Origin of the sequence: Aliidiomarina taiwanensis, assembly GCF_003987015.1 — a bacterium.
Classification (GTDB): domain Bacteria; phylum Pseudomonadota; class Gammaproteobacteria; order Enterobacterales; family Alteromonadaceae; genus Aliidiomarina; species Aliidiomarina taiwanensis.
Window position 1 is genome coordinate 60753 of the sequence record NZ_PIPQ01000004.1, and the last position, 25944, is coordinate 86696.

The 25944-nt window shown below is 47.3% G+C and carries 21 protein-coding genes and 1 tRNA gene; 15 read left to right on the forward strand and 7 right to left on the reverse strand.

The window, feature by feature from the left end:
- Positions 1-5: 5 nt before the first annotated feature.
- The 3 genes from dnaG (at position 6) to CWE15_RS08025 (ending at position 3874) form a co-directional block, all read left to right on the forward strand.
- A complete protein-coding gene (gene dnaG / locus CWE15_RS08015; RefSeq protein ID WP_126757569.1) occupies positions 6-1751 on the forward strand; it encodes a DNA primase in 1746 nt (581 codons plus the stop codon).
- Between the two features lie 63 nt (positions 1752-1814).
- Positions 1815-3701 (forward strand): RNA polymerase sigma factor RpoD, encoded by a 1887-nt coding sequence (rpoD, locus tag CWE15_RS08020; protein WP_126757570.1) that lies wholly within the window; start codon positions 1815-1817, stop codon positions 3699-3701.
- Between the two features lie 97 nt (positions 3702-3798).
- A tRNA-Ile gene (locus tag CWE15_RS08025) sits at positions 3799-3874 on the forward strand.
- A 15-nt stretch (positions 3875-3889) separates the two neighbouring features.
- Here CWE15_RS08025 and CWE15_RS08030 read toward each other — a convergent pair.
- Entirely contained in the window at positions 3890-4234 is a 345-nt protein-coding gene (locus tag CWE15_RS08030) for a hypothetical protein (RefSeq protein ID WP_126757571.1), read from the reverse strand.
- A gap of 73 nt (positions 4235-4307) precedes the next feature.
- Positions 4308-6497, reverse strand: a complete 2190-nt coding sequence (locus tag CWE15_RS08035) for an OsmC domain/YcaO domain-containing protein (RefSeq protein WP_126757572.1) — start codon at positions 6495-6497, stop codon at positions 4308-4310.
- Between the two features lie 168 nt (positions 6498-6665).
- Between CWE15_RS08035 and CWE15_RS08040 the strand changes: the two genes are divergently transcribed.
- The 5 genes from CWE15_RS08040 to CWE15_RS08060 all read left to right on the forward strand — a co-directional run bounded on the left by CWE15_RS08040 (position 6666) and on the right by CWE15_RS08060 (position 11112).
- On the forward strand, positions 6666-7310 hold the full coding sequence (locus CWE15_RS08040) for an epoxyqueuosine reductase QueH (RefSeq protein ID WP_126757573.1): 645 nt from the start codon (positions 6666-6668) through the stop codon (positions 7308-7310).
- Complete coding sequence (yjjX, locus tag CWE15_RS08045) at positions 7310-7855, forward strand: inosine/xanthosine triphosphatase (RefSeq protein ID WP_126757574.1); 546 nt, start codon at positions 7310-7312, stop codon at positions 7853-7855. Before CWE15_RS08040 ends, yjjX begins: the two co-directional genes overlap by 1 nt.
- A gap of 70 nt (positions 7856-7925) precedes the next feature.
- Entirely contained in the window at positions 7926-8708 is a 783-nt protein-coding gene (locus tag CWE15_RS08050) for an ion transporter (protein ID WP_126757575.1), read from the forward strand.
- 85 nt (positions 8709-8793) lie between these two features.
- The gene (locus CWE15_RS08055) at positions 8794-9288 is read left to right on the forward strand and encodes a hypothetical protein (protein ID WP_126757576.1); all 495 of its coding nucleotides are present in this window, start codon (positions 8794-8796) and stop codon (positions 9286-9288) included.
- A 123-nt stretch (positions 9289-9411) separates the two neighbouring features.
- Positions 9412-11112: a dipeptidyl-peptidase 3 family protein gene (locus CWE15_RS08060; RefSeq protein ID WP_126757577.1), complete on the forward strand. Its 1701-nt coding sequence runs from the start codon at positions 9412-9414 to the stop codon at positions 11110-11112.
- Positions 11113-11181: 69 nt separating this feature from the next.
- Here the strand turns inward: CWE15_RS08060 and CWE15_RS08065 are convergent, their stop codons facing one another.
- Positions 11182-13236 (reverse strand): BCCT family transporter, encoded by a 2055-nt coding sequence (locus CWE15_RS08065; protein WP_126757578.1) that lies wholly within the window; start codon positions 13234-13236, stop codon positions 11182-11184.
- A gap of 189 nt (positions 13237-13425) precedes the next feature.
- On the opposite strand from CWE15_RS08065, the gene CWE15_RS08070 reads away from it, so the two are divergent.
- Positions 13426-15363 carry an alpha/beta hydrolase family protein gene (locus CWE15_RS08070; RefSeq protein WP_126757579.1) on the forward strand — a complete coding sequence of 646 codons (1938 nt, stop codon included), beginning with the start codon at positions 13426-13428 and terminating at the stop codon, positions 15361-15363.
- A 61-nt stretch (positions 15364-15424) separates the two neighbouring features.
- Here CWE15_RS08070 and CWE15_RS08075 read toward each other — a convergent pair whose 3' ends face one another.
- Positions 15425-15637, reverse strand: a complete 213-nt coding sequence (locus CWE15_RS08075; RefSeq protein WP_126757580.1) for a cold-shock protein — start codon at positions 15635-15637, stop codon at positions 15425-15427.
- 197 nt (positions 15638-15834) lie between these two features.
- Here CWE15_RS08075 and CWE15_RS08080 point away from each other — a divergent pair, with 197 nt between their 5' ends.
- A complete protein-coding gene (locus CWE15_RS08080) occupies positions 15835-16878 on the forward strand; it encodes a cysteine synthase A (RefSeq protein WP_126757581.1) in 1044 nt (347 codons plus the stop codon).
- A 2-nt stretch (positions 16879-16880) separates the two neighbouring features.
- Here the strand turns inward: CWE15_RS08080 and CWE15_RS08085 are convergent, their stop codons facing one another.
- From CWE15_RS08085 to CWE15_RS08095, 3 genes are all read right to left on the reverse strand, one after another.
- Positions 16881-18050, reverse strand: a complete 1170-nt coding sequence (locus tag CWE15_RS08085; protein ID WP_126757582.1) for an iron-containing alcohol dehydrogenase — start codon at positions 18048-18050, stop codon at positions 16881-16883.
- A 63-nt stretch (positions 18051-18113) separates the two neighbouring features.
- Positions 18114-18572, reverse strand: coding sequence for a GNAT family N-acetyltransferase (locus CWE15_RS08090; protein ID WP_126757583.1), 459 nt, complete (start codon positions 18570-18572; stop codon positions 18114-18116).
- A gap of 2 nt (positions 18573-18574) precedes the next feature.
- Complete coding sequence (locus CWE15_RS08095; protein ID WP_126757584.1) at positions 18575-20041, reverse strand: RimK family protein; 1467 nt, start codon at positions 20039-20041, stop codon at positions 18575-18577.
- Between the two features lie 106 nt (positions 20042-20147).
- Here CWE15_RS08095 and hemH point away from each other — a divergent pair, with 106 nt between their 5' ends.
- The 5 genes from hemH to secD all read left to right on the forward strand — a co-directional run bounded on the left by hemH (position 20148) and on the right by secD (position 25942).
- The gene (hemH, locus tag CWE15_RS08100; protein WP_126757585.1) at positions 20148-21242 is read left to right on the forward strand and encodes a ferrochelatase; all 1095 of its coding nucleotides are present in this window, start codon (positions 20148-20150) and stop codon (positions 21240-21242) included.
- 24 nt (positions 21243-21266) lie between these two features.
- On the forward strand, positions 21267-21794 hold the full coding sequence (locus tag CWE15_RS08105) for a TIGR03546 family protein (RefSeq protein ID WP_126757586.1): 528 nt from the start codon (positions 21267-21269) through the stop codon (positions 21792-21794).
- Positions 21791-23560 carry a TIGR03545 family protein gene (locus tag CWE15_RS08110; protein ID WP_126757587.1) on the forward strand — a complete coding sequence of 590 codons (1770 nt, stop codon included), beginning with the start codon at positions 21791-21793 and terminating at the stop codon, positions 23558-23560. Before CWE15_RS08105 ends, CWE15_RS08110 begins: the two co-directional genes overlap by 4 nt.
- A 174-nt stretch (positions 23561-23734) precedes the next feature.
- Positions 23735-24067, forward strand: coding sequence for a preprotein translocase subunit YajC (gene yajC, locus CWE15_RS08115; RefSeq protein ID WP_126757588.1), 333 nt, complete (start codon positions 23735-23737; stop codon positions 24065-24067).
- Positions 24068-24091: 24 nt separating this feature from the next.
- Complete coding sequence (secD, locus tag CWE15_RS08120; protein WP_126757589.1) at positions 24092-25942, forward strand: protein translocase subunit SecD; 1851 nt, start codon at positions 24092-24094, stop codon at positions 25940-25942.
- The last annotated feature ends 2 nt before the right edge of the window (positions 25943-25944 follow it).

Below are 25944 nucleotides of genomic sequence, written 5' to 3' on the forward strand. Positions count from 1 at the left end.
AAACCATGGCTGGACTAATACCAAAAGACTTTATTCAAGATCTTGTTGCACGGGCTGATATTCACTCTGTGGTTGACTCACGGGTACGTTTGAAGAAAGCCGGTCGTAATTACCAAGCTTGCTGTCCTTTCCATAGTGAAAAGTCTCCTTCCTTTACTGTAGCGCCTGACAAGCAGTTTTATCATTGTTTTGGTTGTGGTGCGCACGGCAATGCCATTGACTTTGTCATGGAGTACGACGGTTTAGAGTTTCCTGATGCAGTGGAAGTGCTAGCAGCGGAGCTTGGGCTGGAAGTGCCTCGGGAGCGTGGTGCAGGTAGAGCAGGGCGCGATCGTGCAGAGATAGAAGACGATTACAACCTGATGGAGCGTGTTGCGCGCTTTTACATGCAGCAACTGCGTCAGCATGGGAAGTCGGCTCAAGTCATAGAGTACCTAAAAAACCGGGGCCTGACAGGGGAAACGGCGAAAGCCTTTGGTATTGGCTATGCACCCAGTGAGTGGGACAGTGTTTTAAAAGGCTTTGGGGGTAATAAAGCTGCAGAGCAACAACTACTTGCTTTAAAACTTATTAATGAGAACGACAGCGGTCGTCGTTATGACTTTTTCCGCGATCGCTTAATCTTTCCGATCCGCGATCGGCGAGGGCGCGTGGTCGGGTTTGGTGGTCGTGTGCTCGACAATGAGCAGGGGCCAAAGTATTTAAACTCGCCGGAAACCCGGCTATTTCATAAAGGCCGTGAACTGTATGGCTTTTATGAAATGAAACAGCATTACAAGCAGCTAGAGCAAGTGGTTATTGTGGAAGGGTATATGGACGTGGTCGCCCTAGCTCAGCATGGTGTTCGCAATGCTGTAGCTTCCCTTGGGACAGCAGCAACACCGGAGCAACTACAATTGCTGTTCCGTCAATCTCCACAAGTTATTTGCTGTTTTGATGGTGATAGAGCCGGGCGCGATGCGGCGTGGCGTGCATTAGAAAATGCATTACCTATGTTGCGTGACGGTCACGATTTACGTTTTCTCTTTCTTCCTGACGGGGACGATCCAGACTCGATCGTGCGTGCAGAAGGAAAAGAAGGTTTTTTGAAGCGGCTGGAACAAGCACAGTCATTGCGTCATTACTTTTTTGAACACTTATCCAGCCAATATGATCTTTCCCAAGATGCTGGAAAAGGGGCCCTGATAGCAGCGGCGAAACCCTTGATAGAACGACTGCAAAGTGAGTTTTACCGCGAGCTCATGCTTGAGGAACTGGCCAATCGATTAGGCCGAGATATTTCACAGCTCGAACAAATGATAGCAAAACCCACGGTTAAAATGCCTCCGCAAACAGCCAAGCGTTCGCGGGGAACCCCTGTTGAGCGTGCCATGGGTATGCTGGTGCAGCACCCGGAGCTTGGCAAAATGGTGCCTGTAAACAATACCTTGGCTGACTTAAAAATGGAGAACGCAAAAGTATTTGTGGCATTGCACCGACAAACCAGTGGGCAAACCCTCACCACAGCGCAGCTGTTAGAGGGGTGGCGTGGTACTCGTTATGAAGAACAATTACGAGATTTAGCCCAATGGAACCATGAAATTCTTGCAGCACACCTTGAACAAGAGTTCAAAGACACCTATATGTTCTTAATAGACCGCTATTTAGAACAGCGGTATGAAGAATTAAAAGCTTTACCTACGGAACAGTTAACCAAGGCTCGGTTACGTGAACTTGACCAAATCTTAAGAGCCCTGAAAAAGTCTCCCTAGCAAAGTGCTTGGGAAATATAGTTCTATTATCGGCTGGCTGAATAACCGTCTATTTGCTATAATATGCGGTCATTCCAAAAGCATCCCAATAATCATTCAACTGAGGTGAACGCCTGTATGCAGACTCGGCAGTCGCAACTGAAACTTCTTATTGCTAAGGGAAAAGAGCAAGGGTATTTAACTTTTGCTGAAGTGAACGATCACTTACCCCAAGACATTGTAGATTCAGACCAAATCGAAGATATAGTTCGCATGATTAACGACATGGGTATCAAGGTGTTTGAAAATGCACCAGATGCCGATGAGCTTATGATGAGCGAAGACGCAGCTGACGAAGATGCAGCTGAAGCGGCAGCAGCAGCACTCGCTACTGTTGAAAGTGAAATTGGCCGAACCACAGACCCTGTACGTATGTATATGCGTGAAATGGGAACGGTGGAGCTCCTGACTCGTGAAGACGAAATTGCTATTGCAAAGCGGATAGAACAAGGTATTAACCAAGTCCAATCGTCCATTGCAGAGTACCCGCAAGCTATCAAATACCTACTTGAACAGTGGGATGCTTTCGAAGCAGAAGAAATTCGCTTAACAGACATTATTGTTGGCTTTGTTGACCCTGACGAAGTAGGGCAAGTAGCGCCAACAGCCACCCATGTTGGCTCTGAGTTAACCGAAGAGCAGCAGGAAGACGCTGACGACGAAGACGAAACACCGGCGGAAGAAGAAGAGGAAGACACAGGTTTAGACCCTGAGTTCGCGCGTGAAAAGTTTGCAGAGCTCCGCACTCAATACGAAAAGACCTGTGCAACCATTGAAAAGCACGGGCGTGAACATGAAAAGTCGAAAGCTGAAATTGAAGCACTTGGTGAACTGTTCCGTCAATTCCAATTAGTGCCTAAGCTGTTCGACCGCTTAGTACGTGACATGCGTGAAGTGATGCACCGAGTGCGTGTGCAAGAGCGCCTTATCATGAAGCTTTGCTTAGAAAACAGCAAGCTACCGAAGCGTACCTTTGTGCAAGCCTTTGCAGGTCAAGAAAGCAGCATGGACTGGTTCGATAAACTAGTGAACAAAGGCGTGAGTTATAGTGCCGACTTAGCAGTACAGCGTGAAGAGGTTGAGCGCTGCGTGCAGAAACTGCATGAAGTTGCCGTAGAAACCGGTTTAACGATTTCCGACGTGAAAGACATTAACCGCCGCATGTCAATTGGTGAAGCCAAAGCCAGCCGAGCCAAGAAAGAAATGATTGAAGCAAACTTGCGTTTGGTTATTTCCATTGCGAAGAAGTACACCAACCGTGGCTTGCAATTCCTCGACCTAATTCAGGAAGGGAACATAGGCCTCATGAAAGCGGTTGATAAGTTTGAATATCGCCGTGGGTTTAAATTTTCAACCTATGCCACCTGGTGGATTCGCCAAGCAATTACTCGTTCCATTGCGGACCAAGCGCGAACCATTCGTATTCCAGTGCATATGATTGAGACCATTAACAAGCTGAACCGTGTAGCACGCCAAATGCTACAAGAAATGGGGCGTGAGCCGCATCCGGAAGAGCTTGCTGAGCGTATGGCTATGCCGGAGGACAAGGTACGGAAAGTGCTGAAAATAGCGAAAGAGCCTATTTCCATGGAAACCCCAATTGGTGACGATGAAGACTCGCACTTAGGTGACTTTATTGAAGACACCACGCTAGAATTGCCGGTGGACTCTGCCACGTCAGAAAGCCTGCAAACAACAGTACACGATGTTCTAGGTGGCTTAACGCCGCGTGAAGCAAAAGTACTGCGCATGCGCTTTGGTATCGACATGAATACGGACCACACGCTTGAAGAAGTAGGTAAGCAGTTTGATGTAACCCGTGAACGGATTCGTCAAATTGAAGCAAAAGCGCTTCGAAAGCTGCGCCATCCAAGCCGCAGTGAGCAATTAAAAAGCTTCTTAGACGAATAAATAAGCAAGTAACTAAAAAAGCGCCCGAGGGCGCTTTTTTATTGTATGGGAATTGGTTATACTTGCCGCCGCTTCCCGGAAGTAACCTTTCTGAAATGGCCCCTTAGCTCAGCGGTTAGAGCAGTCGACTCATAATCGATTGGTCCCCAGTTCGATTCTGGGAGGGGCCACCATTTCATAGCCCGTTCTTAACAGCTTGTATCGAGCGATGTTGCAAACTGCATAGAGACACGCATCATGCGTCCTGCTATTTCTTCTAAACGCTTCTCTTGTTCCGGTGTGAAATTGTCAGGATCAACGCCCTTCGCTTCCGCTTTATTTGCTATCGACTCGAGTTTAGAGCCAAAGGCTTCCATTTTTTGGTCGGCTTCTGAAACACATATCTGACCTTCGCTTACTTGCTTTTCAACCTTTGCCAGCGCCGACTCCATATCGCTCATCATTTTCTCCTCTGGGCTGCTGCATGCGGCCAGAGTAAAAATGAAGCCGGCAGTGCAGGCAAGGGTAAGAGTACGTTTAACGATAAGCTTCATGTTATGTCCTTATGATGGTTGTTAATTATTTGTAGCGACAGCTTACGGGAAACGAATGTCCCTGCCAATACAATTAATACCGGCTTCTATTTTTTTGTCGTGCAGCATGTAGTTTCTTATAACTCTCTATTAGGCGTAAGTGCTTGTCTAAGCCTTCAAGCTGCATATTGGTGGGCGTTAATCCGTAAAAACGAACCTCGCCGGTTACCGAGCCTACAGCAGCATGCATAACAGGTTCGCCAAACATACGCGTTAGGTTTGGCACGTAGTGCTGTAGCTCTAGGCTGTTGTCAAGAGTAATTTCCAATACGGCGTTTAATGCTTGGTAAAATAAGCCTCGCTCAACCGTGTTGTCATTGTATTGTAAAAAGGCTTCTACTAAGTCGAGGGCTTCTTCAAACTCTTCTAAAGCTAAATAAATAAGCAGTTTAAGCTCTAGAATGGTGAGTTGTCCCCAAGGTGTGTTTTCGTCAAACTCAATGCCTATTAAGGTAATAATATCTGCATAATTGTCCAGCTGACTTTCTTCTAAACGCTCGACGAGGGCACGTAGCTGCTGGTTGTCTAAGCGGTGTAAGTTTAGAATGTCTGCACGGTAGTCTAGTGCTTTATTGGTGTTGTCCCAGACCAAATCTTCAATGGGGTATACCTCGGAAAAGCCGGGTACCAGCATGCGACAAACGGCCGCGCCTAACTGGTCATGCACGGCCACATACACCTCTTTACCAAGATCACGCAGTAACCCGAACAGATAGTCTGCTTCTTCTTGAGTTGTACCCGAATGATCCCACTCGCAATATTCAAAGTCGGCCTTGCTGCTAAAAAAGCGCCATGAAATAACACCCGAGGAGTCAATAAAGTGTTCAACGTAGTTGTTCGGCTCTTGCACCGCCATTTCATTGAAAGTAGGCTTTTGAATGTCGTTCAAACCTTCAAAACTACGGCCTTGCAATAGCTCTGTGAGGCTTCGCTCTATGGCTACTTGTTGGCTTGGGTGTGCTCCAAATGAAGGGAAAACACCACCAGTACGCGGGTTCATTAAGGTGACACAGGCTACGGGGTACTGGCCGCCGAGCGAAGCGTCTTTAACCAGCACAGGAAAGCCTTGTTCTTCTAAAGCTTTGATACCTTCAACAATGTTTGGGTACTTGTTCAGTACTTCTTGTGGCACATCGGGTAAGGCTAACTGCTGTTCAATAATCTCTTTTTTAACAGCACGCTCAAATATCTCGGACAAGCACTGCACGTGCGCTTCAGCAAGGGTATTACCGGCGCTCATGCCGTTACTTAAATACAAGTTTTCAATTAAATTGCTAGGGAAGTAGACAGTTTCTCCGTCTGACTGGCGAACAAAAGGTAAGGAGCAAATACCACGTTCCACATTCCCTGAATTTGTGTCTATTAAGTGGCTACCTAGAAGTTCATTGTCTGGGTTGTAAATCGCTAGGCAGTAGTCGTCTAATATATCGTCAGGAAGTTCGCCATTGGGACCTGGCTTAAACCATTTTTCATTTGGGTAATGAACAAACTCACTGTTCGCTATCTCTTCACCAAAAAACTGGTCGTTATAGAAGAAATTACAATTCATCCGTTCAATAAACTCGCCCAGTGCCGAGCATAGGGCACTTTCTTTGGTTGCGCCTTTGCCATTGGTAAAACACATGGGCGAAGCTGCGTCGCGTATATGTAATGACCATACGTGGGGCACTATATTTCGCCAGGAAGCTATTTCTATTTTCATGCCGACTTCTGCTAATAAAGCCGTCATATTGGCGATGGTGTCTTCAAGGGGCAAGTCTTTGCCTAGAATACGGTGTTTCTCCGTTGTGTCGGAGCCGACTGTAAGAAGTGCTTGGGTGTCAGCGTCGAGGTTGTCGACGGTTTCAATTTGAAACTCGGGACCTGTCTGCACGACCTTTTTTACGGTACAGCGGTCGATGGAGCGTAAAATACCTTTGCGGTCGCGCTCGGAAATGTCGTCTGGCAACTCCACCTGAATTTTGAAAATTTGGTTGTATCGGTTCTCAGGGTCCACAATGTTGTTTTGGGAAATGCGAATATTGTCGGTGGATATATTTCGCGACAAGCAATAGACCCGCACAAAGTATGCTGCACACATGGCAGAGGAAGCCAGGAAGTAGTCAAAGGGGCTAGGCGCTGAGCCGTCTCCCTTGTAACGAATGGGTTGGTCGGTAATAACAGTGAAGTCGTCAAATTTTGCTTCAAGACGTAAGTTGTCGAGAAAATTAACTTTTATTTCCATGGGTGCAGGCCAGTTGTACTCAGGTGGGACAGAGAAAGACAATAAGGGGGTATTATCCATGAAAATGAACGGAGCGTCTTTAACTTTCGCAAAAAACCACAGTACCGCTTCCGCGCTGCGCTATGTTAAACTAAAGGGGTCCCCTTATTTTTAGTGTTAGGTTTTCTCATGAAAGAAGAAAGTATTGTTCTTGAAACGCCAACAGACTCCAAAAAGGTTTTGTTGCATTCTTGCTGTGCCCCGTGCTCTGGTGAAGTCATGGAGCGTATGGCTGAAGCCGGCATTAAGTTCACCATCTTCTTTTATAACCCCAATATACACCCGGAAAAAGAATACTTAATTCGTAAAGAAGAAAATGTTCGCTTTGCCGAAGAGCTTGGTGTTGACTTTGTCGATGCAGATTACGACTCAAGAAACTGGTTTGACCGTGTGAAAGGCCTTGAGTGGGAGCCTGAGCGTGGCGCTCGTTGCACCGAATGTTTTGATATGCGCTTTGAGCGCACCGCTTTGTATGCTCATGAAAACGGCTTTGACACCATTACCAGTTGTTTAGGTATTTCTCGCTGGAAAGACATGGACCAAATTAATGGCTCGGGGCTACGGGCGGCAGCACGCTATCCGAACATGCATTATTGGACATTCAACTGGCGCAAAAATGGTGGCTCGGCGCGGATGGTAGAAATTGCCAAGCGCGAACGCTTTTATCAACAAGAATATTGCGGCTGCGTATACTCATTGCGAGACACCAACCGCTGGCGTCTTGAGAATGGGCGTAAGCGTATTGAAATTGGCGTGAAGTACTACGGTCAGTAATGGGTGACGGGGAGTTAAAGGTTGTTGTAGGCTCACGCAACCCAGTTAAAGTAGCTGCAGCCCAAGCGGCATTTACAGCAAGCTTTCCTACCCGCAAAGTCCTCGTGGAAGGTGTGGCTGCACCTTCTGGAGTGGCTGACCAGCCCATGAGCGAAGAAGAAACACTTTTAGGTGCGAGAAACCGCGTTGCGTATTGTCAGGCTCAGCATGCAGCAGACTTCTATGTGGGCTTTGAGGGCGGAGTCCAAGACTTTCGTTTTGGTCCCTCTACCTTTGCATTCCTTGTTATTAGTGATGGTCAGACAGAGCATGTTGGCCGTTCCTGTAACCTCCCATTACCGCCTTTGTTTTATCAACAACTAGAAAGTGGCAAGGAGCTAGGTGACGTGCTCGACGCTCACTTTAATACCCAGAACGTTAAACAAAAAGGGGGTGCTATCGGCTTGCTCACTAAAGGGCTAGAGTCACGCCAAAGCACCTATATTCAAGCACTTACACTCGCTCTTTCGCCTTTTAGACACCCCGCACTTTATACCTTCTGTTAGGCTTTATCTTGCATCGTACGGTTAAACTCATGTAGGTTGAGCATATCAGCCCCATTCGTTAACCATTGATATGCTTATACATCGTTTACGTCGACTATTGTACAAACACCTTGAGCCTGCAGGTTGGTCCCGACCCGGGCTGTCGCCTGCCAACTTGTTTATTTCTGCTCTCATCGTTATTTCGGTGGTTGCGGCTATCTTAGAAACAGAGCCTGTATTAAGGGACAATTATTTAGGCTTGTTTTTATGGATAGAAAACTCTTTTTTTATAGTGTTTTTGATTGAATATGCCCTGCGAGTCTATGCGGTTGGGGAAGACCCTAAGTATCGCGGCGTGTTTGGCCGCATTCGTTATATCTTCACTTTCGTCGCTCTGGTGGACTTACTTGTATTGGCATCTTTTGTGGTCACTTTAGGTAGCTTTAGCACTTATTGGATGCGATTTGTAAAGGTGCTGCGTTTACTTCGTATCGCTAGGCTAGGGCGCTTTTCAAAAGCCATGACAGCCTTTGGTCAAGCTTTAAAAGAGCGATCCTACGAGCTTGTGTTTAGTTGTGTTATTGCGCTGACACTGTTGCTAGGTTCAAGTGCGGTACTGTATTTCGTGGAAGGGGATAACCAGGAAGCATTTGCCAGTGTTCCACGGGCTTTGTGGTGGAGTGTGGCCACCTTAACCACCGTAGGGTACGGTGATGTCACACCTATTACAAGCGCAGGTAAAATATTTGCAGGCATTACTGCACTCGCTGGCGTTGGGCTCATAGCTATGCCAACAGGAATATTAGCGGCGGCCTTCAGCGATGCATTTCAGCAGCAACGAAAACTAGAAGAAGAAAAAAAACAACAAGGCTAACTCTTGAGTTAAAGAGGCTGTTGAAAAATTGTTCTTTTGGCGGTATCGTCTTTTCGTTATACATCCTTAATGCGACGGAGACCATATGAGTTATTTAAGAGCGGGCTTACTTGTTTTATTAACAGTTTTTGTTTTTGGTTGTGCAAGTAGCTCTCAAGAAACCACACAAGCAACCATTAGCCCGAAAACCGTAAGCGTACCTGAATATTTGGCGTTTTTAGAGCACCTTGACAGCTCGATTGACAAAGGCGAGCCGCGGGCACTTGATGAGAATGAGAAAAGCCAATACACAGGCCTGTCGAACTCACTGAAGCGTTTATTGCAAGGGCATGAGTCGATTGACACAGTCGCTATGGAAGACCGTATTCGAGTGGCTAATTTACATGAGCGGCTGCAAGCCGTTGTTATGGGCAGTAAGTCTGGCCAAGTAATTTGCCGTAGCGAGCGTTCCACGGGCACTAACTTTAAGCGCACTACCTGCATGACGCGCGCTGAGTGGGAACGCCAACAGCAAGAAGTGCAAAACTTCTTCCGTCAAGGCTTTGGGTTTGGTTCGGACATGGTAGGTCCTGACAACTAATCCAGAACACTTGTAAAAGCCTCGTTTTATACGAGGTTTTTTTTTGCCTCCTTGTCGTGCATTTTAATGTATTCTTTAGAAACGCTATGTGCGATTTTGTATAGACCAAAGAGAGACACACAAATGACGTTAACGAAACAAAGTAAATCGCTTTTAAATAAGGCTGCTCTGAGTTTGACAGCCTGCGCCATACTGGCAGCTTGCTCACCTGCGAAGGACACAACGCATTCAACAGAGCAGCAAACACACCAAGCTGCGGCTGTCTTGGTTCCAGAAGCAGAGGAACGATTAAATATCTATAAAACCGTTGAGCTTACAGCAGATATTAGCCATTTAGAGCCGCACCAGCATGAAATTCTTAGTCTGCTCATTGACGCTTCTGTCATTATGGACAATTTATTCTGGCAGCAATCGTACCATGGTAAGCGAGAGCATTTGCTTGCACGTATTAAAGAGCCTGCGGTCAAAGCCTTCGCTGCTATTAACTATGGGCCGTGGGACAGGCTAAATAATGAAGCGCCATTTCTGCAGGGCTATGACGAAAAGCCGCTTGGTGCGAACTTTTACCCAGCGGACATGACGCGTGACGAGTTTAATCGCTTTGAAAGCAGTGATAAAACAAGTTTGTACACCGTATTACGCCGCAATGAAAACGGCGAACTTTATACCATACCGTATAGTGAAATGTATGCTGACGAGCTTGGAAAAGCCGCTGAATTGCTTTTGCAGGCCGCTGATCTCACCAAAAATGAAGACTTCAAGCGCTACCTGACATTACGGGCCGAGGCCTTTTTGAGTGACGACTATACGGCGTCGGATTATGCCTGGATGGACATGAAGGACAACTTAATTGATGTCATTATTGGTCCTATTGAAACCTATGAAGACCGTTTGTTTGGCTACAAAGCGAGTTTTGAGTCGTACGTTTTGGTAAAAGACACGGAGTGGAGCGAGCGTTTAGCCGTGTATGCAGAAACATTGCCAGCTTTGCAACGGAACTTACCCGTTCCTGAAGCATATAAAGCAGAGCAACCTGGTTCTGACGGTCAGCTAAATGCTTATGACGTGGTGTATTACGCGGGCCATTCGAATGCAGGCAGCAAAACCATTGCGGTGAACTTACCGAACGACGAAGCTGTACAGTTGGCTGCGGGCACACGCCGCTCTCAGTTAAAAAACGCCATGCGGGCCAAGTTTGATGGCATTCTAGAGCCGATTGCAGACGTTCTTATTGTGCCAGAGCAGCGCCAACATATTACGTTTGACGCCTTCTTCGCCAATACGATGTTCCATGAAGTGGCCCATGGTTTAGGCATTAAAAACACCTTAAATGGGAAAGGCACAGTCCGTGCAGCTTTGCGTGAGTACGCTTCTGCCCTCGAAGAAGGCAAAGCAGATATTCTCGGGCTGTATATGGTGACGCAACTGTTAGAAGAAGGAATTCTTACGGAAGGACAGCTAGAAGACTACTATGTAACCTTCTTAGCAGGAATTTTCCGCTCTGTTCGCTTCGGTGCTTCCAGTGCTCATGGTATGGCAAATATGATCCGCTTTAACTATTTTGAGCAAGAAGGTGCTTTTGTTCGTAACGAGCAGGGCCAGTACGCGGTCGATATGGAGCAAATGCGCAAAGCCGTTGACAGCTTGTCTGAGCTTATTCTGCGATTGCAGGGTGACGGTGACTACGAAGGCGTTGGCCGCTTATTTGAAGCGAAAGGTCATATTGGCGAGATGCTTCAATCAGACTTAGATCGCATTGACGCAGCGAACATCCCAGTGGATGTCCATTTTAACCAAGGCAAAGAAGTTTTGGGCTTAAATTAATACTGAGCCAAAACAACAAGCCCCATCTATATTAGATGGGGCTTTTTTGTGGGCTCTAGCCTCTTTCGTTTAACTTTTCTCTGTGGTGGCTTCACCGTTTAAATCTTCATCATGCTCCGCAGTGTCCCAGGGGAGGCTGGCAGGGCTGTGATGTTTGAAGTGCAAATAGTTTTCGAACTGGTTTAGCACGTCATTAATAATATCGGAAGGCTCTAAGCCATACACATCGTAGGACTGTCCACCCTGAATAAGAAAGACTTCAGCGCGGAAGTATTCCGACTCCATACTCTGTCGTGGTGCTAAGGCAAATTCAGGGCGTATGTAACTACGCATACGAATTTCATAGCTAAAGTCTATGCCGTCTTTGTCGACTGTCAAAGTAACGCGGGTTGGGTCACTTTCTAAGGTCACTTCACTGGTCCAATCGCGCGTACTTAGCTCGTGTTTTACTTGTTCTAACGACTCTTTAGCCGTGGTCTCAATAAACTCTTGAGTTTGCACTTCCGTGGGAAACTCCAAAATACCCGCTAAGCGCTTCTTCCAGTAGTTCGCTCCGGCATGCACACCTTTTCGGTGCATCTGCGTATGGCTTTTCAAGCTACTGTACTGGTGCCCTTCAATAATAAGTGCGCGCCACATACCAATGGCTGCAATAATCATAATTACAGCGAAGGGTAAGGCACTGGCGATGGCCGCCGTTTGAAGCGCTTTCAACCCACCTGCAAGCAAGAGTACAGCAGCGACTAAGCCTTCTGTACTTGCCCAGAACACGCGCTGCCACACAGGCGTGTCCGTGATGCCTCCAGAAGCGAGCGAGTCGATAACTAAAGAACCAGAGTCCGAGGAGGTCACGAAGAAGGTGATAATTAATATGACAGACACAAACGTAATGATATTAATCAGGAACGGCATATCCGCCAGTAGGTACTCATAAGTTTTAAAGAGCGCTATGGCCTGGTCTGCTTGCACGTCCTGAATGAGTACACTGTAGCCTTCATTCATAATCAGGTTGAGGGCTGTGTCACCAAAAACGGCAAACCAAAAGAAGGTGAATATAGTTGGAACAAGCATCACCCCAAAAACAAACTGGCGTATGGTTCGGCCGCGGCTAATACGCGCTATAAAAAGACCTACAAAAGGGGCCCAAGCAATAGTCCAGCCGAAAATAAAGAGCGTCCAGTTGCCTATCCAGTCACTATGAGTGTAAGCCTGCAAATTAAATGTACGCTCCACAATGGAGTTTAAATAGCTGCCCGTATTTTGGAGGAAGACTTCTAAAATATGTATGGTGGGGCCAACCAAAAACACAAACACAAGCAGGAACATAACCAACGCCATATTCAGCACTGACAAGCGTTTAACACCCTTATCCAGACCTGCTACTACAGAACCAATTGCAAGGAGTGTGATAACGAAAATAATGCCTACTTGCACTAAGTTACTGACTTCAATGCCAGACCACAGGTAGTTCATGCCCGTGTTAATTTGAATTACCGACAGTCCTAAAGTGGTGGCAATCCCGAACATGGTACCGAGGATGGCGAAGGTGTCGACGGTGTGCCCCATTGGCCCATGAATTTTGTCGCCAATAATAGGGTACAAAGTAGAACGCATGGAAAGTGGTAAACCATGACGGAATGAAAAATAGGCCAAGACTAAGCCGACCAGGCCGTAGATGGCCCAAATATGGAAACCCCAATGAAAATATGAGATTTGCATGGCTTGTTTGGCGGCATTAATGGTTTCTGAAGCGCCCGAAGGTGGGCTAGAGTAGTGAATAACGGGTTCAGATACGCCAAAAAACAGCAATGCAATGCCATACCCAGCTGAGAACAGCATGGCAAACCAAGTAAGGAAGCTATACTCAGGGTCTGCGTGATCGGGCCCTAGCTTAATGCGGCCCCATTTCGAAATGGCAACGCCAACAATAAACATTAAAAACAGGGCAACGGCCAGCATATAGAACCAACCAAAGTCATTGGTTATTTTAGCCAGGACAGACTCGAAAAACTGACCAGCTAAGGTGGGGTTAGCAAGGGTGCCAAGCACCAGCAGGCTCATGACTGCAACGGCAGGTATGAATACTGGAAGAAGAAGTGCGGAGTGCCACTTTGGTTTACTCATATGAGAATTCCATTTTTATAGTGAGTTGTATGCGTAGGCTAACACTTTCAAAAGGGCCTTGGCTAAAGCACAGCAATACTGTGCATATAAGTAGGCAAAGAGAAAGTGTAAGCAAACATGATTTCAGATGATTCCATACTTGCATTACGTTAACATTGGCAACAATTAAACAACAAGTTGAGAGCGGGTATGAAACGATTTTTGGGGCTGTTACTAAGTATGGTGCTACTGTTTGCGTCGGCTGCAAACAGTCAAGAGCTTCCTTTAGAAGACTTCTTTAAGCACGCAGAGTTTGGCGATGTGTCCATTTCGCCGAGTGGTCAATACCTTGCTGTATCTGTGCCTGAGGGCGACCGGCGTAATTTAGCCATCATTGATATTACCGACCCAGGTAAGTTAGAAATTACCGCAGGCTTTAATATGCGTGGAGGCGAAAGCCCAATTGCTGTGCATTGGGTTACCGATGAACGTTTAATTTTTGAGTCGATTATTCAAGTAGGGGCATTAGAAGCCCCACGCAGGACAGGCCGTGTGTACGCAATAAATGCCGACGGCAGTAACCGCCGTCAACTGTTTGGTTCGCAAGCAGGTAGCATGGTTGGCCGTAGCATGTCGCTAATTAGCTACCTACCAAGTGAGCCAGACTGGGTGCTTATCCAGCACTGGGCCCATGACCGGGCAAAGCCGATAGCACAGCGTATGCATATTGACGATGGTCGTCTAGGTTTGCGTACTAGCTCGCCATTAAACAACGGGGGCTTGTTAGCAGATCAACAGGACCAAATTCGCTTTGCTTACGGTACAAACGATGAAGACTTGCCTCAGTTTGCTTGGCGCCCTGACGACAAAAGCGACTGGCGCACATTTAAAAACGAGTTTGGTAACTATATTTCGCCTATCGCTTTTAATCCTGAAGGGACAGGGGTTTATTTTAGTTCGAAAGAGCAGGGGAAGCTGGGAGTTTATGAAATCACGCTAGACTCCGGTGAAGTGAGCCCCGTGCTTACCAGTGACACAGTGGAAGTTGATAGTTCCTTAGGCGCATCTTCACCGTATATGTGGGATGCTGGCGCTACGAACTTACTTGCTGTGCGCTTTATGGACGGTAAACCTGAATGGCGCAGTGTGAATGAAGGCCGTTTTGAAATGCAATGGCTGCGTCAGCTAGAAGCCATGTATGAAGGCTTTCATGTGAATATTTTCAACTGGACTCAAGATGGCAAGTTTGCTCTGTTATCCGTTTCAGGAGATGTGGCAACACCAGAGTACTTTTTGCTCGATACTGAAACGCCGGCATTGCGTTTTCTTGCCTCGGCGAAGCCTTGGATAAACCCGAACAAAATGGCCGCTATGCAGCCAGTGCAGTTTACTGCACGTGACGGAGTAGAGCTTCACGGGTACTTGACTATGCCCGTAGACAGATCAGAAAACGAGGCGACCCCGTTTGTTGTATACGTGCACGGAGGCCCCCATGGACCTCGCGATCGCTGGCAGTTCGACCCTATGGTTCAGTTATTTGCTCACCATGGTTTTGGCGTGTTGCAAATTAACTATCGTGGCTCAGGTGGTTATAGCCGTGATTTTGAAGAAATGGGGCATCGTGAGTGGTACGGAAAAATGCAAGATGATGTGACCGACGGAACCTTGTGGGCCATGGAGCAAGGCTATGCAGATAAAGAGCGAACCTGTATTGCTGGCGCAAGTTATGGCGGTTTCGCAACCCTTGCAGGTATTACCAAAGAGCCGGATTTATATGCATGTGCTTGGGCATTTGTCGGTGTTTACGACTTACCGCTCATGAAAGAGGAAGGTAACATTCCAAGTTTTGCCGCTGGGAGAAGATATTTAGACCGAGTGTTAGGTACTGATGCAGAAGAATTGGTGGCGCGTTCACCGTCAACTCATGTGGCTAAAATAAAAACCCCTCTGTTTATCTCTCATGGTGCGGAGGATACACAAGCTCACTTTGGCCAGTACCACTTGTTGCGTGAACGCCTAGACGCAGCAAACATTCCTTACGAGCATATGTTTGTGGAGGGAGAAGGCCATGGTTTCTATAAAGTTGAAAACAACGTTGCCATGATGGAGCGCGTACTTGCCTTTATGAAGAAGCATACGCAACTGTAATGAACAGGCACAAAAAAAGGGTCAGCGAAGGCTGGCCCTTTTTAATTCTGGTTTCAACTAATTAGTCAATTGCAGTGACGTTCTCTGCTTGTGGACCTTTTTGGCCTTGAGTAATAGTGAACTGCACTTTTTGTCCTTCAGCAAGTGTACGGAAACCGTCACCTGTGATAGCGCTGAAATGAACAAAAACATCAGGACCGCCTGAATGTTCTAAGAAACCAAAGCCTTTGGCTTCGTTAAACCACTTTACGGTACCAGTTACTGTATCAGACATATTCTTTCCTAACTTTCTAAAATTTATATTGCTAGCGTAGCGCTAACCTGTCGTTGCATAGAACGTCTATTTAACATTCAAGCATGTTAAGTATACATTGCTAAATAAGACCTAGCCAATCTGTTCGTCGAATATTTATTTTATAACTTCTTCGTTATACTGGCGGTATATTCATTCTCGTTACTTTGGAGAGCTTCATGAACGTTGCGCAACATCTTGCTGAACAAATAGGAAACACCGACTTATTACGTATTCGCTCCTTATCGGAACTCAGTGGCTCAGACATTTATGTAAAGTGTGAATTTCAAAACCCTGGTGGCTCGATTAAAGACAGAGCGGCTTTACAGCTAGTGCAAGACGCTATTGAGCGCGGCGAGTTGAAGCCGGGCATGACCATTGTAGAAGGTACTGCGGGTAACACGGGCATCGGCTTAGCTGTGGTTGCAAAAGCCCTAGGGTTCAAACTTATGGTGGTGATGCCAAACGACCAAACACCAGAAAAAACACGCATGATAGAACTGCACGGAGCGGAGCTAAAGACAGTGCCACCTGTGCCTTTTAAAGACCCTAACCACTTTTATCATACGGCGCGCCGCTTAGGCGAAGAAAACGAAGGGTTTTGGTGGGCAAACCAATTTGAGAACACCAGTAATATGCGCGCCCATTATTTGCATACAGGCCCCGAAATATGGCAGCAAACGGAAGGGAAGATAGACACCCTCATTTCTGTATCGGGCACAGGAGGAACCATTGGCGGTGTTTCCACGTACTTAAAGGAGCAAAACCCCGATATCCAAGTATGGTTGGCCGATCCAGACGGCTCGGGCTCCTATGAGTACTTAAAGTCGGGCGAATATAAATCAAAAGGCTCTTCAATGACCGAGGGCATTGGCATTATGCGCTTGGTAGAAAACTTCCGTCAGGCCAAAATCGACAAAGCCATTACTTTACCGGACCAAGACTTAATTAGTATTTCTCGTTATGTGCGCGACATGGACGGTATTTTGTTAGGGAGCAGTACCGCCTTAAACGTAGCCGCAGCATACTTTGCGGCCCTGCAGCAAGGGCCAGGAAAAACCATTGTTACCTTCGCCTGTGACCTAGGTGAGCGTTCGGCTTCAAAGCTATATAACGACCACTATTTGCAAGAGCGCGGTCTGAACACCGAGCCAGAAGCCATCGAGTCGCTCACCCAGCGCTATAAAACCATGGGTGAGCAGGTTGTACAGGTGCAAAAGTAAATTTACAGAGCCGCCATTAAAATCTGGCGGCTCACGTCGAGAGTGACATCTTTCTTTTCACCCAAAGCCACCATATTGTGCTGCTCTAATTGCTTTATCACAGCGTCCACAGCCGACTCGTCAAGACCATAGTCAGCCAGTCGTGTGGGCGCACCCATGGCAATAAAGAATTCTTCTGTTTTAACAATAATCGCTTCAATCCGCTCATCTGCCGAGCCGGGATGGCTCGTTTCCGTCACACCCCAAAGCCGCTCGCCGAACTGTAGCAGCTTCTCTCGCTTGGCGTCTTTGCGTACACGGAGGTTAGCAGGAAGTACAACGGCTAATGTTTGTGCATGGTCTAAGCCATACAAAGCAGTGAGTTCGTGCCCAATCATATGGGTGGACCAGTCTTGAGGCACACCGTTGCGTAGCAGCCCGTTTAAGGCCATGGTCGCACACCACATAAGGTTAGCACGCAGTTCATAGTTTTGCGGGTCAGCCAAGGCTTTCGGGCCTGTTTCAACTATCGACTGTAAAACAGCTTCTGCGAGTCGGTCTTGTAAGTCAGCGCCGACCGGATAGGTTAAGTATTGCTCAATCACATGCACGAAGGGGTCAACAATACCATTGGTCAGTTGGCGCTCTGGTAAGGTGAGGGTGGTGGTTGGGTCGAGAACGGAGAACTGCGGAAAACAGTGTTCGCTGCCAAAGGACATTTTGGCTTTCATTTCCGAGCGGTTCACCACAGAACCTGCGTTCATTTCCGAGCCGGTCGCAGGTAGGGTTAAAATGCAACCAAACGGTAGTGCAGAGGTAACGTTGCGGCCACCTTGTAATAAAATATCCCAAGGCTCGCCGTTAAACTGAGCGGCAGCAGCAATAAACTTGGTGCCATCAATGACGGAGCCACCACCGGCAGCAAGCAAAAAGTCGATCTTGTCGGCTTTTACCTGGGTGACCGCCTTGCACAAAGTGCTGTACTCAGGGTTCGCTTCTATGCCGCTAAACTCACTGACAATACGTTCGCCTAGGGTTTCTTGAATTTGCTCATAAACATGGTTTCGCTTAATGCTGCCGCCACCATAGACCAACATAATGCGTGCAAGTTCAGGAATTTCTGCAGCAATAGCTGCAATTTGCCCGTCACCAAATAAAATACGGGTGGGGTTATGATACGAAAAGTTATTCATGAGGTACCTTTCCTATGTATTTGCCGAAACAACGAAAGGCATAGCCTAGCACAGCCATACGCTTCATGGGTGAAAGCTCAGTTGCATGCGAAACCCGTCGGCGCCGTCGCTGTAGTATTGGGGTAATAGGTCTACGACTTCAAACCCACAGGAATAGTAAAGGGCTAGGGCTGAGTGATTGCTTACGTTCACTTCTAACCGCATACCCTGTGCCGCGGCTTTTTGCGCCTGCTGTAAACAATGCTGCAATAATATACGTGCCAGGCCTTGTCCTTGCTGCTTAGGGTCGACGGCCAAGCTGTATAACCGCCACCAAGCGCTATTGCGTCGGGTCAGCATCAGCGCATAGGCACACAGAGCGTGCGTTTTCTGATGCTGCAAACCGACTAGGTGGGCACTAGGGCTTTGCAATAGCCGCCGAAATGAACGGCGGCCTAAGTGGTCTGTTACAAAGCAAGCGTTTTCAATAGCAATGAGCGCGTCTATGTCATGGCACGTAAGGGAGCGGAAATGGACAGGCATACTTAATTCGCCTCTAGCCGGCGCTCAAAGTCGCTCATAATAATTCGGTACAGCTCGTCCCCTAAATATTCATCTTCAACGCCGCTCTCAATGGAGGGGTTGTCATTAATCTCAATAACAACGGGACCCCGTGAGGTTTCTTTTATATCGACACCATACAAGCCGTCGCCAATCAGTTTGGTGGCTTGTAAGGCGATTTTTATGACGTTTTTAGGTGCCTGATGTACGCCTAAGCATTCGAAAGAGCCGCTTTGTTTCCGACCTGTGGCTGCATGGTTATATATTTGCCAATGGTTACGCGCCATATAGTACTTACATACATAAATTACGCGGTTGTTGAGCACCCCGACACGCCAGTCAAAGTCTGTTGGAAGCCATTCTTGCACTAAAAGTATACTCGACGTTTCGAATAACCGCGTGGAAACCTCGCGAAGCTCGTTTTCATTGCGAGCCTTTTCAACGCCAATCGAAAAAGAGCCGTCGGGTATTTTCAAAACAACGGGGTACGCGAAGCGTTCACCCACAGCTTGAAAGTCGATACCTTCGCTGGCAATCAGTAATTCAGCTTTTGGTTGCGGTACTTTATTGCTGGCTAAAAGCTCTTTTAAAAACACTTTATTGGCACAACGCAAAATGGCGTCAGGGTGGTCGATGACCACCAGCCCGTTTGCTTCTGCTTTTTTCGCAAAGTGGTACGTATAATGGTTTATGCGCGTTGTTTCCCGAATAAATAAAGCGTCGAACTCAAGCAAGCGGCCAAAGTCTTCTTGGGTAATGAGCTCAGCTTCAATGTTGTACTCTTTTGCAGCCCGAACAAACTTTTGTAAGGCTTTACTGTCGCTGGTTGGAATATTTTCCTGTGGATTATGTAAAATGGCCAGGTCGTAACGTGCACCTTTGCGCGGGCGAGGTGCGCGCCAAACCTTTTTACAGAAACCTTCGAGGGCGTCGCCAAACAAGGTTTGCTCGGAATCCGTCAAGTCTGCCAAGGTGCATGTGCGTATGGCACTTAAAAACCAGCGGCCTTCGCGTTTAAACTCGACACGCATGAGTGGGCAAGGGTAGGCTTCAAACATGTCCCGCGCTAGGCTTTGTAAGGCTGGGCACTGGCAGCGCCCAAAGCAAATAAGGAATTCTAACTGCTCGGCCTGATCTTCTAAATACAAGCTCACGTACTTAGTAAGCTGTTTGTGTAGGTCTTTTACAGGCAATTGATAGCGTGCAACGTTGGCCACGTCGTTCATGGTGGATATAGGGGGCAGGGTGCGTTGACCACGGGCTTGCGCGAGTAAGCTAACATAGTAACCACTCGATAAGTAAGTTATATCACTGCACAAGTTTATGACGGGGCCCCGGTGCTTGTCATCAAAAGAGCTAATATAATCGGTAGCACTAATAATGGCTTGGCTAGGATGGTATGGTTGCCAGTCAGAAAGGTTATCCAATATAACCAAGGGTGTGTTTTGCATTGTTTTTCTCTAAATTAGAACTGCGAGTGCAGTAGCGCTGTTATCGCTTAAAAAGCAGGCGTTGGCAAGCAGTTTATAAGTGTACTTTTGAAATAGGTTGTGGAAAATGACATATAAAGGCAGGTCGAATTTTGAACACGGCGAACGCGGTAAAATTGGCGTTTTACTTTTGAATTTAGGAACACCAGACGCCCCAACAACCCCTGCTTTGCGTCGTTACCTGGGGGAGTTTCTTGCCGACCCTCGCGTGGTAGAAGTACCTCGATTCCTTTGGCGCATTATTTTGCACGGAGTGATTTTACGCATACGACCAGCTCGCTCGGCAAAAGCTTACCGGACAGTTTGGACAGAGCAAGGTTCGCCGTTACTTATTCATACCCAACATCAAGCCGAGGCGTTAGCGGCTCACTTCCAGGCACACAGCAAAGACGATATAGAAGTTAGTTTTGCTATGCGTTACGGCAATCCCTCGGTGAGTTCTGGCATTGAAGACTTGCTGGGAAAAGGGGTGCGTAAGCTTTTGGTATTGCCTCTTTACCCCCAGTATTCTGGCTCGACCACAGCGTCAACCTTTGATGCCGTGGCCAACGACTTCAAACAGCGCCGCTGGCTTCCGGACCTACGCTTTGTCAGCCATTATCATGACCACCCAGCTTACATAAAAGCTGTGGCGGAAAGTATTCGCCAGCATCAAGAAGCGCACGGCAAACCAGACAAGTTGGTGTTTTCTTATCACGGCGTACCAAAAAAGTACTTGCTGAAGGGCGACCCGTACCACTGTGAGTGCTATAAAACCAGCCGGTTGGTTGCTACCGAGCTTGGCTTGGGGGATGAGGAATATATCACTACCTTTCAGTCACGTTTTGGTCGTGAAGAGTGGCTTCAGCCTTACACGGACAAAACCCTCCAAGGGTTACCAGCACAAGGAGTAAAGCACATTCAAGTGGTGTGCCCTGGTTTTGCGGCTGACTGTTTAGAAACCATAGAAGAAATCGACATAGAAAACAGAGAGTACTTTCTAGAAGCAGGCGGTGAAACGTTTGAGTACATCCCGTGCTTAAATGCAACACCAGAGCACATACAAGCCCTTGCTTCTATTATTGAGGAACAATTACAAGGCTGGTCAGCACAAACAGTGGCAGAAGCCGATGAAACAAAACAGAATTTTCAGCGTCTGAATAGTGGAAGCGAAGGAAAATAACGCGTGGATAGTTAAGGAGACTATATGCTTGGAGTGTTAGCTAAACTGCTTAAAGCGCTCAATTCAGAAACCAGCGCTTGGGCACTTGCGACGGGAATAGCCTTAGGTATGGTGGTAGGCTTTACCCCCTTATGGAGTGTACATAACCTTTTTATATTGTTCGTCGTTCTAGCATTTCGGGTTAACGTGAGCTTTTTTCTACTGAGCTTCACTTTAGCTTCGGGGCTTGCCTACCTGCTTGACCCTGCTTTTAACTACGTAGGCGAGTACTTGCTTACCTCTCAAAGCTTGCTCGGGTTGTGGCAGTCGCTATACGAGGTGCCGCTAGCGCGCATCATGCAGTTTAATCACACCATTTCACTTGGTAGTTTAGTAATCGCACTTATTCTATTTATTCCTGTGCTACTTATTGCGCGCTTTATCGTTAATAATTATCGCTCGCACATACAAGCACGAATTGCACGTTTGCCTCTGGTGAACGTTATTAAAGGCACGCGCTTTTGGGCTATTTATCAGAAGATCAGTGCAGTGAAAGTTGGAGGGCAGTCATGAAAAAAGTAATACGTTGGCCTGGACTACTCACTTTTGTTGCGCTACTGCTGGCACTAGCACTGTTTGTTAGCTTGTTTTTAGACAGCTTGGTTCGTTTTGGTCTTAGCTCTGCACTCTCCCGAATGAATAATGCGGAAGTGAATATAGCGCAAGTGGAGTTGCAGTGGTCTCCTTTCGCAGTGCAGTTACAGGAACTTGAAATGACAGACCCTGACGTGCCAACCCATAACAGATTTTTTGCAGAAAACCTGCAAGCGCAAGTACGTTTTTTAGAGCTGTTTATTGGCAAAGTGCACATAGAAACCTTAACCGCAGAAGGCATTCAGCTTGGAACTGAACGTAAAACAGAAGGCTGGGTGAAAGCCAATGAAACGGCGGAGAGGGAGCCTGTGCCGTTGCGCGAGCGTTTGGCCGAATACAATATAGAACTCCCTACAGCGGAGTCTTTTTTGGCTGGCGCAGATATTCAAACACCTGGCTTGTTAACCGAGGCTGAAGAAAAGTTTCAGCAGCGACGAGCTGAGTTTGAGCTGGCGCGGCACGAACTCCCTAGCAAAGAGGTGTTGGAAGAGTATAAAACACGCATAGAAGCTATTATTGACGCTAAACCGAAAAAGCCCCGGGAGTTATTAGCTGCTCGAGAAGCCTTAAAAGAAATAAAAGCGGATATTAGGACAGACAAAGCGAAAGTAGAAGCGTTTTTGCAGGTAAGCGAAAACATGGTGGCCGCAACCGAGCAAGATGTGGCAACGCTACGGACAAGCTACCAAGAGGACATTGAAAAAGCACAGGCACTGTTTCAGCGAGACCCTGAGTCACTAACGGCTTTAAGTGGTATTTTATTTGGCGAGACAGTGGAACAGTGGGCACATTATGGTTTAGTGGCCATGGACGTGTTAGCTCCTTTATTAAAAAACGCCCACGGTGAAAACGAAGCGCAAAAATATAACCGCTGGACGGGCCGTTATATTGACTTCGACACCCAAAGCAGCCCAACCTTTTGGATTAAAGAAGCCAAGTTGAGTATGCAGCTAGAACCGCTAGAGCTCGCTCTTTCCATGCAAAACGTTACCTGGCAACATGAGCGAATTAATACCGCCACCACATACAATGTAGTCGCTGCGAGCGGAGAAAGTTGGGATACCTTCAACTTTAATGGAGAGCTATTTATTAATAATCAAGGGCAGGTTCGTGGCGAGCAAATGTGGCAGCTTCAGGGGGCGCAGCTGCAAAACCTTGCCCTTTCGGGGAGCTCTGCTTTGGGTGTGGAATTGTCGCACGCATATGTCAATAGCCGAGGCTCGTTAACTTTGAATGCTGGGCAATTCGACGGCCAAAGCGAATTTCAGTTTGCCCAAGCCAACTTCCACGTTGATGGATCATCAGGATTTGCGTCCTACCTAGGGGAAGCGCTGAGCAGCATTGAAGCCTTTGGTTTGGATCTCGGTATTCGCGGTGAATTAACCCAACCTCGCTTTTCACTTCATTCAGACTTAGACCGCCAGCTAGGAGCGCAAATAAACGCACGTCTAAAGTCGGAAGCGGACGCACGCTTGCAACATGTAAAAGAGTCTTTAACCGCACAGTCTGAAGGTGTACTTGCGGATATAGGGCCTTGGTTAGAACAAGCGCAAGCACTCCAAGCAGAAGGGAAAAGCATCAACGAAGCATTTACAGAGCTGCTAGAAACAGAGCTGGAAAGTCTTATTGATACGGAGCGAGATCGCTTACTTGAGCGATTGAAAGGAAAGTTAGGTGGAAACTAATGTGTGCTGGTTAGCAGTGCTGCTTGACTGAATAACATGTAGCCCATATGTAAAAAGAATGCGGTCGTTAACATTTCGCTTAGTGGGCGCTTCGGTTACAATACAGCGTTAATTTTATCTTGAGCCAATAACTGAATAGAAAACTGGCTTACCCAATCAACGAGAGGAAAAGTAATGGACTTTTTTATTGCAAATGCATACGCACAACAAGCTGGACAAGAAGGTAACCCAGCATCACTCATTATTATGTTGTTGGTGTTCGGTCTAATTTTCTACTTCATGATTTTCCGTCCGCAGTCTAAGCGTATGAAAGAGCATAAAAACCTAGTGAGCTCACTTGCGAAGGGCGACGAAGTGCTTATGCAGGGCGGCATTATCGGGAAAATCGAAAAAGTAGACGCTGACAGCGACATCATGGTTATTCTTCTCACTGACTCGGTTGCCATTTCAGTACAGAAAAGCGCTGTTACCACAGTATTACCAAAAGGTTCTATGAAGTCTCTATAACCTGAAGCGATAAAGGAAAGGCCTGTGTTAAACAGATACCCCTTATGGAAAAACTTGGTAATACTCGCAGTTGTGCTTTTCTGTGCACTGTACGCGTTACCAAATATTTATGGTGAAGACCACGCAGTGCAGGTTTCTGCAACCCGCGGCGGTGAAGTAACCACACAAACGTTGCAGCAGGTTGAGTCTGCATTGCAGCGGGAAGGCATTTCGCCCCGCGGCATAACCTTCGAGAATGACCAAATTCTTGTTCGGGTAAACTCAGACACAGAACAGCTTGCTGCTCGTGAAACCTTGGTAAAGGAACTCGGAAGCCAATACATCGTTGCGCTTAACCTAGCCCCAGCAACCCCCTCATGGCTCGACAAAATTGGTGGCATGCCACTAAAGCTTGGCCTTGACTTGCGAGGCGGTGTGCACTTCTTAATGGAAGTGGACATGAACGAAGCGTTAACCAAAATGCACGACCAAATGCTCACAACAGTGCGTGACCGCTTAATTGAAGAGCGTGTGCGTTACTTAAGTGTGGCGGACAATGACGGTGACTTGGTGGTGCAACTGCGCACCGACGAAGACTTTCAGCGTGCTGTAAGCTTGTTGCGAAACCAGTACCAGGGGTACACCACAGAACTAGACGCTAGCACCAATACCATGCGTTTAGTGATGACAGAGGCACAGCTTCAGGAAATCCGTTCAAACGCGATTGAGCAAAACATTACCATTCTGCGCAACCGTGTTGACGAGCTTGGTGTCGCCGAGCCGCTTATTCAGCGCCAAGGCCAAGACAGAATTGTGGTGGAGCTACCAGGCGTTCAAGATACTGCCCGTGCGAAAGAAATTTTGGGCGCAACGGCAACCCTCGAGTTTCGTTTTGTGGACACCAAAAACGACCTGCGCGATGCATTAGAAGGGCGTGTGCCTTTTGGCAGCAAACTGTATAACCAACGGGGCGGTGGTCAGGTTCTGACGGAAGGGCGAGTCATCCTAACAGGTGACCATATTGTAAACGCCTCAACCAGCTACGACGAAAACGGTCGCCCACAGGTAAACATTAACCTGGACTCTGCTGGTGGGCGCTTAATGAGCCAAGCCACGGCCAGCCGTATTGGCGACCCCATGGCAACAGTATTTATTGAGTTTGTGGCGACGGGTGAAAAAACGCCTGAAGGTCGCATAGCTTTTGACCGCATCGAAGAAGTTGTGAGTGTTGCCACTATCCAAGCTCGCTTAGGTAGTAGTTTCCGCATTACCGGAGTAGGCGGCATTCAAGAAGCCCAAAACCTGGCACTCTTACTGCGAGCCGGTGCGTTAATTGCTCCTATTCAAATAGTTGAAGAGCGCACCGTTGGACCAAGCTTAGGTGCAGACAACGTGCGTGCAGGACTTACGGCTATTTTAGCTGGTTTTGTACTTGTGCTGCTCTTTATGGGTATTTACTACCGCAAGTTTGGCTTTGTTGCCAACCTAGCTCTGTTAACCAACCTCGTCATGATTGTCGGTATTATGTCGCTCATTCCAGGGGCTACACTGACCATGCCAGGCATGGCCGGGATACTTCTGACAGTCGGTATGGCAGTTGACGCGAACGTGATTATTTTTGAACGTATTCGCGAAGAATTAAAAGAAGGACGCAGCCCTCAGCAAGCCATTTCGCGAGGTTATGAGAACGCTTTAACAACCATTGCGGACGCAAACATTACCACGCTCATAACAGCACTTATTCTGTTTGCAGTAGGGACAGGCTCTATTAAAGGGTTCGCGGTTACCTTAGGTATTGGTATTGCAACTTCCATGTTTACTGCCATAACAGGCACCCGTGCGGTGATTAACCTCACCTGGGGACGTCAAAAGCGTCTGACCGAGCTGTCAATCTAGGA

Coding starts and splice junctions, on each gene's coding strand:
- rpoD (WP_126757570.1), top strand. CDS start 1,815: ATGCGGTCATTCCAAAAGCATCCCAATAATCATTCAACTGAGGTGAAC.
- dnaG (WP_126757569.1), top strand. CDS start 6: ATGGCTGGACTAATACCAAAAGACTTTATTCAAGATCTTGTTGCACGG.
- CWE15_RS08085 (WP_126757582.1), bottom strand. CDS start 18,050: ATGAATAACTTTTCGTATCATAACCCCACCCGTATTTTATTTGGTGAC.
- CWE15_RS08095 (WP_126757584.1), bottom strand. CDS start 20,041: ATGCAAAACACACCCTTGGTTATATTGGATAACCTTTCTGACTGGCAA.
- CWE15_RS08050 (WP_126757575.1), top strand. CDS start 7,926: ATGCTTATACATCGTTTACGTCGACTATTGTACAAACACCTTGAGCCT.
- CWE15_RS08075 (WP_126757580.1), bottom strand. CDS start 15,637: ATGTCTGATACAGTAACTGGTACCGTAAAGTGGTTTAACGAAGCCAAA.
- CWE15_RS08065 (WP_126757578.1), bottom strand. CDS start 13,236: ATGAGTAAACCAAAGTGGCACTCCGCACTTCTTCTTCCAGTATTCATA.
- CWE15_RS08040 (WP_126757573.1), top strand. CDS start 6,666: ATGAAAGAAGAAAGTATTGTTCTTGAAACGCCAACAGACTCCAAAAAG.
- CWE15_RS08110 (WP_126757587.1), top strand. CDS start 21,791: ATGAAAAAAGTAATACGTTGGCCTGGACTACTCACTTTTGTTGCGCTA.
- CWE15_RS08060 (WP_126757577.1), top strand. CDS start 9,412: ATGACGTTAACGAAACAAAGTAAATCGCTTTTAAATAAGGCTGCTCTG.
- hemH (WP_126757585.1), top strand. CDS start 20,148: ATGACATATAAAGGCAGGTCGAATTTTGAACACGGCGAACGCGGTAAA.
- yajC (WP_126757588.1), top strand. CDS start 23,735: ATGGACTTTTTTATTGCAAATGCATACGCACAACAAGCTGGACAAGAA.
- CWE15_RS08030 (WP_126757571.1), bottom strand. CDS start 4,234: ATGAAGCTTATCGTTAAACGTACTCTTACCCTTGCCTGCACTGCCGGC.
- yjjX (WP_126757574.1), top strand. CDS start 7,310: ATGGGTGACGGGGAGTTAAAGGTTGTTGTAGGCTCACGCAACCCAGTT.
- CWE15_RS08090 (WP_126757583.1), bottom strand. CDS start 18,572: ATGCCTGTCCATTTCCGCTCCCTTACGTGCCATGACATAGACGCGCTC.
- CWE15_RS08055 (WP_126757576.1), top strand. CDS start 8,794: ATGAGTTATTTAAGAGCGGGCTTACTTGTTTTATTAACAGTTTTTGTT.
- CWE15_RS08105 (WP_126757586.1), top strand. CDS start 21,267: ATGCTTGGAGTGTTAGCTAAACTGCTTAAAGCGCTCAATTCAGAAACC.
- CWE15_RS08035 (WP_126757572.1), bottom strand. CDS start 6,497: ATGGAAATAAAAGTTAATTTTCTCGACAACTTACGTCTTGAAGCAAAA.
- CWE15_RS08080 (WP_126757581.1), top strand. CDS start 15,835: ATGAACGTTGCGCAACATCTTGCTGAACAAATAGGAAACACCGACTTA.
- CWE15_RS08070 (WP_126757579.1), top strand. CDS start 13,426: ATGAAACGATTTTTGGGGCTGTTACTAAGTATGGTGCTACTGTTTGCG.